11 protein-coding genes and 2 pseudogenes are annotated in these 13,564 nt (G+C 58.0%); 10 read left to right on the forward strand and 3 right to left on the reverse strand.

Annotated features, from left to right (window positions below; genetic code table 11):
* Window positions 1–286 precede the first annotated feature (286 nt).
* From ectB to CIT25_RS36685, 3 genes are read left to right on the forward strand one after another with little or no spacing between them, the layout of a single operon-like run.
* Complete coding sequence (gene ectB / locus CIT25_RS33775) at window positions 287–1,543, forward strand: diaminobutyrate--2-oxoglutarate transaminase (protein WP_095489412.1); 1,257 nt, start codon at window positions 287–289, stop codon at window positions 1,541–1,543.
* Complete coding sequence (locus CIT25_RS33780) at window positions 1,536–2,375, forward strand: 2OG-Fe(II)-dependent halogenase WelO5 family protein (RefSeq protein WP_095489413.1); 840 nt, start codon at window positions 1,536–1,538, stop codon at window positions 2,373–2,375. Before ectB ends, CIT25_RS33780 begins: the two co-directional genes overlap by 8 nt.
* A 32-nt stretch (window positions 2,376–2,407) precedes the next feature.
* Window positions 2,408–2,548, forward strand: coding sequence for a hypothetical protein (locus CIT25_RS36685; RefSeq protein ID WP_158302722.1), 141 nt, complete (start codon window positions 2,408–2,410; stop codon window positions 2,546–2,548).
* A gap of 782 nt (window positions 2,549–3,330) precedes the next feature.
* On the opposite strand, the pseudogene CIT25_RS33785 reads toward CIT25_RS36685, so the two are convergent.
* Window positions 3,331–3,576: pseudogene (locus CIT25_RS33785) on the reverse strand (helix-turn-helix domain-containing protein); the annotation flags it as partial.
* A gap of 1,986 nt (window positions 3,577–5,562) precedes the next feature.
* On the opposite strand from CIT25_RS33785, the gene CIT25_RS33800 reads away from it, so the two are divergent.
* The 4 genes from CIT25_RS33800 to CIT25_RS33815 all read left to right on the forward strand — a co-directional run bounded on the left by CIT25_RS33800 (window position 5,563) and on the right by CIT25_RS33815 (window position 11,610).
* Window positions 5,563–7,260 (forward strand): GMC family oxidoreductase, encoded by a 1,698-nt coding sequence (locus CIT25_RS33800; protein ID WP_095489416.1) that lies wholly within the window; start codon window positions 5,563–5,565, stop codon window positions 7,258–7,260.
* Window positions 7,261–7,812: 552 nt separating this feature from the next.
* Entirely contained in the window at window positions 7,813–8,745 is a 933-nt protein-coding gene (locus tag CIT25_RS33805; RefSeq protein WP_095489417.1) for an isopenicillin N synthase family dioxygenase, read from the forward strand.
* Window positions 8,746–9,284: 539 nt separating this feature from the next.
* A complete protein-coding gene (locus CIT25_RS33810) occupies window positions 9,285–9,701 on the forward strand; it encodes a DUF2267 domain-containing protein (RefSeq protein WP_095489418.1) in 417 nt (138 codons plus the stop codon).
* Window positions 9,702–10,089: 388 nt separating this feature from the next.
* Complete coding sequence (locus CIT25_RS33815; RefSeq protein ID WP_245330128.1) at window positions 10,090–11,610, forward strand: aldehyde dehydrogenase; 1,521 nt, start codon at window positions 10,090–10,092, stop codon at window positions 11,608–11,610.
* A 167-nt stretch (window positions 11,611–11,777) separates the two neighbouring features.
* Here CIT25_RS33815 and CIT25_RS37955 read toward each other — a convergent pair whose 3' ends face one another.
* Window positions 11,778–12,134, reverse strand: a complete 357-nt coding sequence (locus CIT25_RS37955; RefSeq protein WP_245330129.1) for a hypothetical protein — start codon at window positions 12,132–12,134, stop codon at window positions 11,778–11,780.
* Window positions 12,135–12,235: 101 nt separating this feature from the next.
* Between CIT25_RS37955 and CIT25_RS37960 the strand changes: the two genes are divergently transcribed.
* Window positions 12,236–12,394: a hypothetical protein gene (locus CIT25_RS37960; RefSeq protein WP_245330130.1), complete on the forward strand. Its 159-nt coding sequence runs from the start codon at window positions 12,236–12,238 to the stop codon at window positions 12,392–12,394.
* Window positions 12,395–12,493: 99 nt separating this feature from the next.
* Here the strand turns inward: CIT25_RS37960 and CIT25_RS37965 are convergent, their stop codons facing one another.
* Window positions 12,494–12,850 (reverse strand): hypothetical protein, encoded by a 357-nt coding sequence (locus CIT25_RS37965; protein ID WP_245330131.1) that lies wholly within the window; start codon window positions 12,848–12,850, stop codon window positions 12,494–12,496.
* Window positions 12,851–13,120: 270 nt separating this feature from the next.
* On the opposite strand from CIT25_RS37965, the pseudogene CIT25_RS38660 reads away from it, so the two are divergent.
* Together CIT25_RS38660 and CIT25_RS37065 are read left to right on the forward strand one after the other, a co-directional pair.
* Window positions 13,121–13,248, forward strand: a pseudogene (locus tag CIT25_RS38660) (IS256 family transposase); the annotation flags it as partial.
* Window positions 13,185–13,415, forward strand: a complete 231-nt coding sequence (locus tag CIT25_RS37065) for a hypothetical protein (protein WP_167391124.1) — start codon at window positions 13,185–13,187, stop codon at window positions 13,413–13,415. The pseudogene CIT25_RS38660 and the gene CIT25_RS37065, both read left to right, overlap by 64 nt.
* Window positions 13,416–13,564: the final 149 nt, after the last annotated feature.

The raw sequence follows: 13,564 nt of genomic DNA on the forward strand, positions 1-13,564 counted from the left end.
TCATCCATTGTCCGGAGGCGCTATGGGTAGCGATGGGTGGGTACGTCAACTACCTGATGCCATAGTATCCATGCTTTCGCGGAAGCTTTAGAAGCCATCTTATTGCAGCACATTCTCCGAAGGCGCCTGAATGGAGGGCAACGCAACCTAATAATAGTCGATGAGGATCCCAGCAACAAATCTGCCTCCGGCATTCCGCTTCAATGTTAAGCGACGAACATCTGCCGCAAACCACTAGCCATTAAACAGCTCTCTTTTTTGAACGTCTATGTGCAGAGGACTTAATATGGACACCGACACTTTCACGGCTCATGAATCTAACGTTCGTCGTTATTGCCGGGCGTTCCCCACCGTCTTTACGAAGGCCCTTGGGGCGACGATCTGGGACGAGACGGGTAAGCCCTTTATCGATTTCCTGGTGGGTTCCGGCGCACTCAACTACGGGCACAACAATCCGGATATTATGGCGCCAGCGATTGAATATCTCGTCGGGGAGAACATTCTTCTGTCGCTTGATATGCATACGGCGGCAAAGCGTGACTTCATTGAAGGGTTCGTCGATTGGATCCTGAAACCCAGAGGCCTTTCGTACAAGATTCAGTTTCCTGGGCCGACCGGCACGAACGCCAACGAAGCGGCGCTCGCGCTGGCGCGAAAATACACGGGCCGCTCGAGCGTCATGGCCTTTACGAATGCGTTCCACGGCATGTCGCTCGGCTCTCTAGCGGTGTCGGGCTCGGCCTCAACCAGGGAACTGGGAGGCGTTGCTCGCCACGATGTGATCCGTGTTCCCTATGACGGTTATCCGAACCAAGCATTCGATTCCGCCAGTTACATCGACAGCGTTTTGAGCGACCCGGGGAGCGGCATAGAAAAGCCTGCCGCAATCATTCTGGAGACCATCCAGGCAGAAGGCGGCATGAACGCCGCATCCGCAGCTTGGCTCACGGAAATTCAGCGCATTTGCCGTACTCACGGCATTGTTTTTATCGTCGACGATATTCAGGCGGGTGCGGGCCGAACTGGCGATTTCTTCTCATTCGAGTCCGCGAAAATCGAACCGGATATTGTGTGTCTTTCCAAGTCACTAAGCGGTTCAGGTAGTCCGCTGTCCATCGTTCTGATTCGACCCGACTTGGACATATGGAAGCCCGGAGAACATAGCGGGACCTTCAGAGGCAACAATTTCGCCTTCGTGACGGCAGGAGCCATGTGCAAGATGTGGTCGGATAGGAAATTTACTGCAGGTGTCGAGCGGACAGCCGTCAGGCTGCAAACGCACCTCGATCGCCTGGTTGCGAAACTTCCAAGATACATCGAACAGAAGCGCGGCCGCGGTCTGATGGCCGGCCTGAAATGCCGTTCACCGGCAGTTGTCGGCCGCGTGCACGATGTCGCATTCGAAAATGGCCTTCTTATCGAATCCTCGGGGCCAAATCGCGACGTTATCAAAGTCCTCCCACCGATAACTATCACCGATGCCGAACTCGATCGTGGCATCACCATACTTGAACACGCACTACAGGAGCAAGACAATGTCTAGTCAGATATCTCAAGTGCCAGCCATCTCGCCGGTTTCGATCAAAGAACGGACCGGGTCGATCAACACGTCGGAGATCATCTCGGTCCTGAAAGGTGAGCTCACCGCTCTGCACATCAAGCAAGCTTTCAGCACCGAAGTAGCCGAGGAGATCACTACGAACTTTATTGGAAGCTCCGGTCTCAGAGAGCGTAAAGATGGTGTGCCCGGACAATATGTCGGCGCATCTCACTACAGAAAGGATGCAGCCACCTATTTCGCAGACGCCGAAAACGCGCGGCCGTACGTCGATGCCCTTTTTAAGAATTTGGTTGACCCGGTTCGAGCAGTATTCGGGGCGTTGAAGCGAGAGCTTCACAACCAGGGAATCGAATTGCGGCTAGCCCGTTCCGAACACGGCCAGGCCAATGTTTGTCGCGGCCTCAGTTGGTCGGGCACAGGCACCTTTTCCTTGGATCCCCACGACGACGTCGCTCAAGTCTTACGTGCTGGCGATGATTACGAGCTTTCTGCGGTGGCGCACAATACGGTCGCAGCGCTCAACCTCTATCCCAGCATGCCTGAGCAAGGCGGCAATCTGAAGCTCTGGAGCCACAAGCCGACGGTTGCGGACCGGATATCGCAAGGTGTGGAGACCACTGGATATCCCTATTCGGCAGCCTATCTGGAGGCCGTCCCTTACCGCGAGTTCGAGCTCAAAACTGGGGATATCGCCCTAATCGATGGCGGCTTCGTTCACGGGGTTACCGGTCAATCAGGCGACGGAAAGCGTCGCCTGGTGCTGAATTGCTTTTTCGGATTTGCCCGGCCTGACCTTGTTCTCTGGTGGACCTGAAGTTGGACGTCGCACCGTAGACCTTGATCAGCATGGTCGACGAGGCACATCTCGACGAATTGCGCCAGCTGCGGCTGGTGCGGGCGCTGGCGGTGGGCATCCAAGAGAACTGGCTTGAAGCGATCCGTCTGCGCGAGCTCACGAAGGAGAGCCTGAGGGCATTGGCCGCCTGAGCACCGCCCGTGTGTCCGCCGCTCCGCTAGACGGCGGCTGCGCGGCGGACACTCAACGTCACCACTGAATGCCACGCCATTTTAGCAGAACTTGACGCACACAACTCACCAGGCGACGCCGCATCGCAGACTGCAGGGCGCTCCAGATGGTTGAGCCGGAATCTTCTCGTCCATCACGCGCGCCACCTCCTGTTGACCGGTGCGCGAGGCTGCTCTCAGATTTTGCAGCCGCCGATGGGCCGAGGACTCCACGACATAACGCTCGTCTACGCCAACCTCGCCGAGGTTCCGGCGCACTCTCAGCTTTGCCGCATCAGGAGCGTCTCTTCGGCCAGCGCCTGCCATGGTGGCATCTGCGCGGTCTTCGCATCGTACGGTTTGAGATCGAACTGATATGGTGTGCGCTGGCGCAGCATGAACCCCTCCGATGGCGCGTGGTCGGCCCTGGTGCTGTGCCCCGAACCTATTCGGCCGTTCCGTCCTGCAGCAAGTCACCAAGACCCCAAAGTACTGGCGTAGTTGCGCCACGCGATTCAGACCGCGCCCGCAGCGGAAAACCTCCCGGTCAGCCTTCTCGATCACCTCATGAATGTGAACACAACCCCGGCCCGAGGATGCGATGGACGAAAACTCGCGTTCCGCAGGTCCGTGGGCGTTGTGTCATCGTGTTGTTCACACTGCGAGGCCGCATTCGTGGGTCGACTATGAGATCCGGCAGCCATAACGGGATTATTGGCGCAATCCGGGCTCAGCGGCCTTACATTACAGAAAAGACCGAGACTCTAATCGTCGCCTGACGACACTTCGGCGGCGCTCACCGCTTCCTCTAGTTCGATGATCCCGAGGCTTACCGCCTTCATAGCAGCGACCGTTCTGCTGCCCGTGTCCAATTTCCGCATTACGTTTTTTATGTGAAAATTCACAGTGTTTTCGGACCTGTTAAGTATTCGTCCTATCTCCCACGACGATTTCCCTCTGGCTGCCCAGAGTATGCACTCTATTTCCCTTGCGGAAAGGACGGGCACTTCTTCGAGTTGGGGGCGTTCCATAATCCCTTCTCCGCAACCGTTTGCACCGAATATTGCGAGCGGCGCACAAAGCTGCGGCTAAGGCTCGGCGCGCCGTCCTTGGCAGGTCGGCGTTAAAGCTTTAGCACGGAGTTTCCCCTCGGTGAGTTATCGGAACGTAAAATTATATTGATCTTTATATTGCACAACTTCAAAATGGTGAAACATCTTATATTCTGGATAGTTGTGAATGGGATTACCGAAAGTCTGTCCGACGCAGTTGACAAGGTGGGCTTGGCTCTGGCCCGCCCGCCAACCCGACGGGAGGACGAACATCTCCCCGGCAATCCTTTCGACTTGCATTGGAAAATCAACCTCACTTCCGGTCCTCGTCGCTTGAATCGGCGGTCCTCGCGGTCGCGTGTATGTCGCGTCCGAGGCCTTCTTGGAACCTGCCGGATGCCACATGCCAAGGGACAACGCGGTGTCGACCGGCAGCTAACGCAGGGCCAACAGTGTTGCCGGAATGGCGGCAGCTCAAACGGTTAGCGTAGCGAGAGTGTCACATAGTGCCACCGAAACTATCGCCAACCCGAGCCCACTCCAGAGAGTTTGAAACTTGGTCGTTGATAGTCGCTCAGGCGCTGAGGCTCACGCGTGTTAGAGGCTCTCGAATGTGTAGTATTTGAAACCTCCATTCACCTGGCCGATGAGACGTTCATACGGCATCTGATTCCGGCTCAGATCAGTCTGGCGATACGGTCCATGATCGAGAGTCGGCTTTCGCCACAGTATTCTCACCGGGCGCCTGCACTGATGAGGCACGAACCGTCTTCAACAGTTCGTCTCGCGTCAGCCAAACGAGCCAATCGTCGTCATCTATCCCGTGCGCGGGCAAGTGCAGGACTGATCCGTGTGGCTCCTGATGTAGATACCCATACTGATCGACAACGCCCTTTTGGATGTGCCAATCGGCAACCAGCGCATAGATGAAGTCCGGCGACCATTTAGCCCAGGCTAGTCCAAATGCAATGCGACCGATAAAGGTAGAGAGACCGCGGCCTCTGAAGTCCTCGCGCAACCAGATGTCGCCATGATAGGCGACCAGCCCAGTCATGCTGCGGCCAGTGGGCGCATCGCAGCGAGACGAGGAACCAGACCCGGCTATGAAGGTAGGATCCGCGAACCAGGCTCTCAACGACCCAAGGTGCTCAGCAACGTCTGTGTTGGATAGATGATATAGACGCATTGCTTGTACATGCGCTACTCTTCCATACTGATCACGCCCGACGATCCAAAAGGCCTTTCCAGGCGGAAGATAAGAACAGTCGGGACGGAAGCTTGGATACGTCGGTGACTTCCCGGGAAGTCTGCTGGTGATCCCAACGTACTCTTCAAAATCTTCGCCCATGGTAATGTGAAGGCCCATCTTGCGCCCCAACTCGTCTGCCGCACAGATGCACCTCGCAAGCTCTAGGGTCGTGACGTTGCTCTGCATGCCGATGCACCCTTCAGTGCGCTGAACACACGGTGACTTCTAGAGCTTGCGGGAAAGCACTGATACTACGGCATCTAGTAGTTGACGCGTCCGCTTATAGGCGGGAATGACTTTTAGCATGACGAACAGCAAGCGCACGGAACATAGGATATCCTTCGGGATCGTCGCTCGTCCGAGCGCCACGCCGTTAAAGGCGGGCCGCACACGGTCTCGCCAGGGGTGGCGTAACGTGCCGGCGCGAGCTGGAAGAAGATCGGCTAGGTCGCATCGGTGCGATGACTGCAAGATAGCGGCTAAACTTGACGAAATTGCTCGCGCGGCCGTCTCGACATTCATTCCGCTTGTCATCCTAGCTGATTCTCGGCCTCTTACCAACTACTAGGGTGTAGTGTGGATTTCCTACGGCACCATGACGTATTTAGCTGCCTGACGAGTGATCCTCTGCTGGGGGGGCCTAATATTGCCCGTTATCCCTCGTCTGAGCATCATGTGAATAGGGGGAGGCTTGTGTGGTTTTCGATTATATCGTGATCGGTGGCGGTTCCTCTGGATCCGTCGTAGCGAGCAGGCTCTCCGCCGATGGACATCGCGTACTGCTCATCGAAGCCGGTCCTGATACGCCCCCGAATGCCGTCCCTGATGACATCTTGGAAGGCAATCCAACACGTGCTTACTTCAATCCTGATTATCAATGGCCTTTACTTGACGCGACCACAGTCCGGGATGGCCGCAAGCCCATTCATTACGAGCAGGCCCGGGTGATGGGCGGCGGCTCCAGCATCAATGCTCAGGTGGCCAACCGCGGTGGTCCCGAAGACTACAATGACTGGGCCTCGAGCGGTGCAGCGGGCTGGAGTTGGGAGGAGGTTCTACCCTACTTCCGTCGCCTCGAATGCGATCTGGATTTCGGCGGCGAATTTCACGGCAAGGCTGGTCCGCTGCCGATTAGACGGGTGCGGCGATCAGACTGGTCCGGCTTTATCCGAGCGGTATCGAGAGCGTATGAAAATGAGGGTATTCATTTCAGGCCGGACTTCAATGGTGGTTTTGGTGACGGCTACTCCGTCGTTCCCTTGACCAACCGAAACGGCCACCGCGTTTCCGCTGCGATGGCCTACTTGTCCGAGAGCGTCCGCTCTCGACGCAATTTGACAATCTTGCCGGCAACGACGGTTGTGCGTCTGGCCTTTTCAGGCCGCACCGTCACGGGGGTCGAGACGGAAAACAACTTCGGCCAGCAGTCGTATCTCGCTTCAAGTGTGATCCTCTGCGCCGGAGCTGTCCACTCCCCCACCATATTGATGCGCTCCGGGGTCGGCCCGGCCGAGCAACTGACAAATCTCGGTATTCCGGTTGTGGCAGATGTAAGAGGTGTGGGCCAGAACCTTCAAGAACATCCAGGGATCGCCGTTTCTGCGTATTTGAAACCAAGCGATCGCATGGCGCCCAATGTGAGCGGCCACATCCAGATGCACGCCCGTTACTCGTCGGGCTACAATGGGTGCCCGTCGACGGACATGGCAATATCGGGAGTTGCGAAGTCGGCCTGGCACCCGCTGGGCAAGCGCCTCGGCTCCCTCTATTTGTGGGTCAACCGAGTTTACTCGACAGGAACGATCGTGCTCAAGGATCGCTCTCATACCGTAGAGCCGCAGGTAGATTTCAACTGGTTGAGCGACAAGCGGGACGCCGATCGACTGAAGCACGGCTTCTGTTTCATGGCCCGCCTACTGAAGCAGGATTCCCTGTCGGCGGTCGCGCTTGACCCTTTTCCCTCAGCTTGGAATGCACGAGCGAAGCAGGTCAGTAAGGTCAATTGCGTTAATTACGGACTCACCTCGGTGCTTGCTTTGCTTATGGACAGTTCTCCACGCTTGCGCCGCGCCCTCATTAGTCATGTCATAACCGATGGTCATAGCATTGCAGATCTTATCAAAAACGAGGAGCATCTCGACCGATTTGTCCGACAGAATGTGACCGGCAATTGGCACCCGACTTCGAGCTGCAAGATAGGGCAAGCCTCCGACCCTGCTGCGGTGACTGATCCGTCGGGCCGGGTTCGGGGCGTTTCGGGTTTGAGGATTGCCGATGCTTCGGTGATGCCGTTCTGCCCCCGGGCCAATACAAACATTCCAACGATCATGGTGGCTGAGAAGATGGCTGACGCAATTTTAAAAGAAAACCGGGAATCACCAGCGAAAAGGTGATCAAAAAACTTCTTGTGGCCGGATTCGTTTTTGGCCAAGCGATCGAGGTTTATGAGCTGCCAAATGCCAGACAAGTCCCGAAGAGGTAGAACTTGCCGTTGCTTTCACCCACACAAGCTTGGCAATTCCGTCCCTATCAACATGCATACTGATGCTTGCTGTTGCGCATTGCCAACGCACTGGAACGTGGCGGTCATTCGCCTGTATCAACATCGCAAGGCGATACGGGCTGGGTGTACGGCGTCCACACCCTGGCCAGCGTGAATTTGGGCAGATCTCGCGCAGATCATCGAACAGGCTTTCGCATTTGCAGGAAAGTGCTCATCGTCCCTTCTTGAACTCGAGGGCGGTCACAAACCTCGCCTGCTACGGACGTTCAGGGACCGTTAAGTCCACTTGTACAGTAATTTCGCATATTCTTAACATATTTTCTGTTGCGCCGGTGGGTAATCTAGAGGATATTCGCTTCGACAGAGAATAGATCTGTGAATGTAAAACAAGCTTTTGGCTTAAGTAGCCCCACAGGGGCACAGCACCGACGGAGGAGCGACTATGACTACGCTACCGCAAATCTCATTGGCGAAACTGTCATCCGATGCAACGCGACGTGAAGAGCAACAGCGATTATGCACGGCCTGCGAGGAGTACGGATTCTTCTACCTTATCGAGCACGGAATCCCGAAAGAACAGATTACACAAGCGATCGATGCTTCCCGGCGCTTCTTCGCGTTGCCCCTGGCTACGAAGGAACGCTATGGTCACGCCTTTCAAAACGTCCACCCCACCACCGCCCGTGGATACAGTCCGTTGCACGGTGAAATGCTGCATCCCGAGGCCGGACCGGACCCAAAGGAAATGTTCGACCTCGGTATCGAGAATGAAAGCGACCGGCGTCCATTTGCCGGACGCACACGCCTTCCGGACGACGCCTTAGCTCCAGGTTTCGCGCGGAGCCTCCTAGCTTTGCAGGCCACCGTGCTTAATGGCGTCGTCCCGCCGCTCGGGAACGCGCTGGCCGACCTGCTCGATATGGAAAAAGGCTGGTTCCAACGCCATTTCAGCCCGCCGACGGTTCTGCAACGCGTGATCCGATATCCGTCTACCGGTGGCGCGGCCGCTAAGCATACCGACAATGGTTTTTTCACGCTGCTGCTGCAGGAGGAACTCCCCACGCGATCCTTGCAGGTGTGGTTCCACGGGCGTTGGATACCGGCGCCGAGCCTCCCCGATAGTCTCGTTGTCAATCTGGGCGACATGCTTCAGGTGTTGAGCGATAACCGGTTCAAGAGTACGCCGCATCAGGTCGTGCACAGTGGTCCGGCCGAACGAATTTCCCTGCCCTTCTTTATCTATCCCGACATCGATGCTCGCCTGGCTTCGCGGCAAGGCAATCACACCTTTGGTGTCGCGGAGATGATGCTGCGAAACTACGAGTCAATATGGGAAAAGGGGAATGGGGCCGGGCGCGCACGTGAGTTGCAGTAGGTGTTCGGCTTTATGAAACGGGAGCAAACTGCGGCGACGATGTAGCACACCCTGACGTGAGCCCTAGAAGAACTCTCTGAGTGCCGCCGTCGCGTAACGCGGCGGCCTCTAGGCCCTTGGAATTAGGCACGCTGGGACTGCCAAATTGTTTAGATTGCGCCGATCGAGATCCTAGCGCTGCGCTGAGGCGAGGATTTCTGACGCGGAAACTGAGCGATTAATCTGGATGCAAGGAGATAATTATAACCAAAGGGAGTGTTTGTCTGGGTCGAGCCGTGCCCGCACGAGCACTCGCGAACGCTCCGGTTAATATCTTTGTCAAACCGTCTGAACTCCAGCTTGGCCTCTGGAACTACTTCGCTACCGGAAGGCCTCTTTTCCAAGGGGGTCATCTGTCAGGCATCGCTCGCTCGCCACGGACGGAAGCCATTTTTGTGGTCCTCGTCTTTGCAGCGCTAGTCTCGCCTGACCAGGTCAACTTCAAGGCCGATGAGGCGCATTCGAGATCCTGGCAACCTTCAAGGAAATGAGAAAAGCCAATGTGCGCGAGGCATGATTTCAACAACGCATTAGAAGTAACTCAGAATTGGATCAGCGATCTGATGTGGAGACTTCGCTGGCATGATCGCGAGCGGGTCTACCAAGCTCTGATTGCGACGCTGCACGCTCTGCGCGACTGCCTGGATCGCGACCACGCCGTTTACATGGGCGCACGGTTGCCAGCTTTGCTTCGCGGCTTCTACTACGAGGGTTGGAATCCCGGCCGGCGCGCCAACGCCAGAAACCGGAATTCATTTCTCGAACGGATCCACGTCGGCGTCCAGCGAGACCCGGCGGTCGATCCGGAAGTGGTTGCCCGCTTAGTGCTGGCCCAATTTGTCGACCGTTTGTCCAGAGCAGAGGTCAAGCGTGCCAAGGCTGCCACTCCAAGAGTGCTGCAAAACCTTTGGCCCTGAGACGGGCGTCTGCCCACGAGCGCCCGCTGTCCGCGTGGCACTTGGTTCCTTAACGCTGGCCTTGGTTTGGGCAGGGATTGAGTTTGGCCCGGAGGTGTAGGGGGCGGGCCGCAAGGTTGGAACTCGTCGCGGGCATCCCCCGATCCTAGTAATGCCCCGATCGAGCTCCAGAATGCGTTTGAGTGTGATTCAACAAAAATGATCGAATGAGCCGAAGCTGTCGATCGCCCTGGCCGAGTTCGTGCCACAGCAATCAACCAATCGGCTGGCCGTGCGAGTCGTCCACTAATCCGCCGGCGTCTGGTTGCTGACGAGCATGCAGGAAACCCGCCGAGCGGCTCCCGCCACCAAGGTCGACGCGTAGCAGCGGTGCTGAGTGGACAACTGGTTGAGCCCTTTGGAAGGATCAGCCTATGTGACGAAAGGCAAAGCAATGACCACGCCAATCAGCTTGATGACAGGCGAGCACACCGATATCTATGTCGACGGCGAGCTCCGGCCGGCCCATTCGTCGGCTAGGATTCCGGTCGTGAACCCGGCGGATGAGCTGGAATTTGCGACAATCCCCAATGGCGACAAGCACGACGTTTCTGCGGCAGTGGATGCCGCACGTGCGGCGTTCCGGAACTCCGGGTGGCCTCAGCTGCCGCCGTCGCAGCGAGCCCATTATTTGCGCAGACTCGCGCGTGCAATCGAGGATCGCGCCGAGCAGCTGGGCGCCGTTGTCACGGCGCAGATCGGGATGCCCCTGGTAAGCTCCGTGCAATCCAATGGGAGCGGCACATCGAAATTTTACCGCTACTATGCCGAGCTTGCCGATCAACTAGAAGTCGAATCCGAGCGCATAGGACACGAGTTGCGAACTGTCATTCGGAGGGAGCCGGTAGGTGTTGCCGGATTGATTGTACCGTGGAACGGCCCTCAGGGCGCAATCGCATGGAAGCTGGCACCAGCGTTGGCCGCTGGTTGTACGACGGTCGTTAAGCCCGCACCGGAAGCATCACTGGACTCATACCTGCTCGCTGAAGCCTTAGGCGAGGCAGGCATTCCCCCCGGCGTCGTCAATATCGTGTTCGGTGCGCGCGAAACAGGAGCATTGGTTGCGTCGCATCCGGGTGTCGACAAAGTGTCATTTACCGGTTCAACGCACGCTGGTCGCCAGGTTGCACTGGCCTGTGCCAAGCGCTTCGCGCGCGTTACGCTCGAGCTTGGCGGCAAGTCGGCGGCGTTGCTGCTCGAGGATGTCGATCTTGACACGTTTCTCCCCTTAGTCGCGCCGGCGTGCATCCCGTTCAGCGGTCAGATCTGTCACGCCCTGACCCGCGTCCTTGCTCCGCGCGCACGGTACGACGAAGTCGTCGAAGGAATTGCGAACAAGGTGGCTGGGCTAGTCGTGGGCCACCCGCTCAATCCAGCGACGCAGGTCGGGCCACTGGTGGCGAAGCGGCAGCGTGTTCGCGTCGAGGAGTACATTGCATCTGGATGCGTGCAGGGCGCGAAGGTCGTTACCGGCGGTCGGCGTCCGCAGGGACTTGACGTCGGATATTATCTCGAGCCAACGGTCTTCCGTGATGTCGACACATCTATGCGGATCGCGCAGGAGGAGATCTTCGGGCCGGTGGTGTCTGTGATCCCGTACCACAACGAGGAGGAGGCGATCGCGATCTGCAACGGCACTACGTATGGCCTGGGTGGTGCGGTGTTCACGTCCGACCCTGAGCGGGGCATGGCGATTGCGCGCCGAGTGGAGGCTGGTGTTGTCGGCATCAACCGTTACGCGCTTCACATCGACGCGCCATTCGGCGGTGTCAAGGAAAGCGGCCTTGGTCGGGAACTCGGACCTGAGGGGCTGGCAGCATTCCTCGAGATTAAGTCGATCTTTCCGGCCCAACGGTCGAGTGCAGTGTAATGCGTGCCCAACTGCGCGGGACTAGTGAGGTTATTGAAGTGCAGGGATTGGCGTTGGACGCGAGAACCAGAACCTGAGCTCAAAATTTCCAGGCTCGCGTGTTTTTGCTTATTGGCTTCGCCTGTCCGTGTGCCGCTTCGGCCCGCGTGGCCGCCAATGCCGAAGCATCAGCTCGTAGGCACGCTCGGCATTCTCGGCCACGCTTTATCGCTGTTTCGCAAACTCTTCACGTTGTAGGCGTGAGCCGAACCGCGACGACCGAGACCGCGGTCGCCCGGCGCGCCAGCCTTGAGAGCGAGCTGCCTCTGCTTTGCTGCCACCAACGCCGCGCGAGCCCAGAAGTAGTCCTGCTCTTTCGTCAGCAGATGCCTCATCAACATCGTGAGCTTGCGGGCGACCGCCACGGCTGCGACCTGATGGCCACGCTTGTTGCGGATGCGCAGAAAGAAGGCTCTGAGCAGACCAGGCGCTTCGCCGCAGACCGGGCGCCTCGACCAGCATGGCGCGGGCGTGGGAACGCCCATGCTTGCTGATCCGCCCATATTGCGCCAAGCCGAGACCGGATTGGCGCGCGCGGATTGAGGCCGAAGTAGCTCACCAGCCTCTGCGGTTGCCGGAACCGCCGATGTCGCCCACGGCGGCGATGATACCGCCCGCGACCATCGCATTGAGCCGGTCGTCGTCTGAAGCCGCCGGCTTGCACATCATCAGCCGCTTCCCAGGCGATGTCGCGATCGAGGTCAGCCAGATCTTCGGCCAGGCGATCGATCTCGCGGATGTGTGACGATCGCGGCCCCCGCTCGTTGTCAGGAAGCACCTGCCGCTCGAGCCAGGCGCGAGCGGCACTTTGCACGAGGTGCGCCTGCAGGATGCATCTCGTTCTTCACGCGCGTCCGATGCCGCACGGCCTGGTTGCACCGCGCGACCAGACCGCGAAGCCGCTCGGCCCGCTCATCGGGAACCAGACCTCAAGCAGAAAGCCGCTGGCATGGAGCTGCGCCAGAACGCCGGCATCGATCTTGCCGGTCCTGATACTGGCATGGGCGATCGCCTTCACCTGCATCGGGTTGGCCACAATCACCCGGCCGACATAGGGCGACAGAACCCGCACTACCGCCATGCGTCGCAAACTGCGGCCAACCCCTTTTAGTCCCGAGCGGGTCATGTCGACCCGTCCGTGATGGCGCAGCCGGCCGTCTTCCCAAACTACCACCTTCGCAAAGGTGCGGTGGATATCCATTCCAATCACACATCTGATCGGCTCCCTCTCCTCAAACAGTCGGGAGCCAACGGACGGCACACCTACGGATCCGCGCTCTCGGCGCAACCGGGCAAGTCGCAGGGAACGCGAGTCGCAGCTCATCGAATTGATCGGTCTGCCCGTACGTGCTCCCGGCGCTCCTGTCCCGGATGGCCGCACCATCCCCGAAAATCGCTCATCTCCAGCGGGGATCGGATCGCGCCGTCATGGGTCATACCGGTTACAAACGCCACGAGGCGTTGAACCAAACGCGGTCATGTCCCAATGCCCGCAATGAACCTGCTATACTGGTTCTCAACCACGCCGCCGAGGAATGGAAACGCGCCCCGCGCGAGTGGTTCATGGCCAGGACACAATTCGCCGTCGTCTTCGGCGAAGGTTCGTCAGCTATGAAGCCGCCGATTTCGCCTTCGCCGATCACCGCCGTATCCATAAGACCGTCGAGCACGTCACGAGAAGCGCCGCCCAACGCCTCGAAAGCAGCGGCCTGACAGCGTATAAGCAGCAGCAGATCCTGTCGAAGTGGGCCAAATCAAGCGGCTGAAGCCGAGCACCAGAGAGAATAGCTGCGTGTTTCGGTAATTCCCGGACATCCTTTTCGCTAAATCCCGGACAGTGATTTCAGTAATTCGCGGACAGCGATTCCGCTAAATCCCGGACAGTTTTCGGAAGCGGATTTAGCGGTCGGTTCTT

This window comes from Mesorhizobium mediterraneum (assembly GCF_002284565.1).
Lineage (GTDB): Bacteria > Pseudomonadota > Alphaproteobacteria > Rhizobiales > Rhizobiaceae > Mesorhizobium > Mesorhizobium mediterraneum.

Coding starts and splice junctions, on each gene's coding strand:
- ectB (WP_095489412.1), top strand. CDS start 287: ATGGACACCGACACTTTCACGGCTCATGAATCTAACGTTCGTCGTTAT.
- CIT25_RS33780 (WP_095489413.1), top strand. CDS start 1,536: ATGTCTAGTCAGATATCTCAAGTGCCAGCCATCTCGCCGGTTTCGATC.
- CIT25_RS36685 (WP_158302722.1), top strand. CDS start 2,408: ATGGTCGACGAGGCACATCTCGACGAATTGCGCCAGCTGCGGCTGGTG.
- CIT25_RS33805 (WP_095489417.1), top strand. CDS start 7,813: ATGACTACGCTACCGCAAATCTCATTGGCGAAACTGTCATCCGATGCA.
- CIT25_RS33810 (WP_095489418.1), top strand. CDS start 9,285: ATGTGCGCGAGGCATGATTTCAACAACGCATTAGAAGTAACTCAGAAT.
- CIT25_RS37955 (WP_245330129.1), bottom strand. CDS start 12,134: ATGGGCGTTCCCACGCCCGCGCCATGCTGGTCGAGGCGCCCGGTCTGC.
- CIT25_RS37960 (WP_245330130.1), top strand. CDS start 12,236: ATGTCGCCCACGGCGGCGATGATACCGCCCGCGACCATCGCATTGAGC.
- CIT25_RS37965 (WP_245330131.1), bottom strand. CDS start 12,850: ATGGATATCCACCGCACCTTTGCGAAGGTGGTAGTTTGGGAAGACGGC.
- CIT25_RS37065 (WP_167391124.1), top strand. CDS start 13,185: ATGGAAACGCGCCCCGCGCGAGTGGTTCATGGCCAGGACACAATTCGC.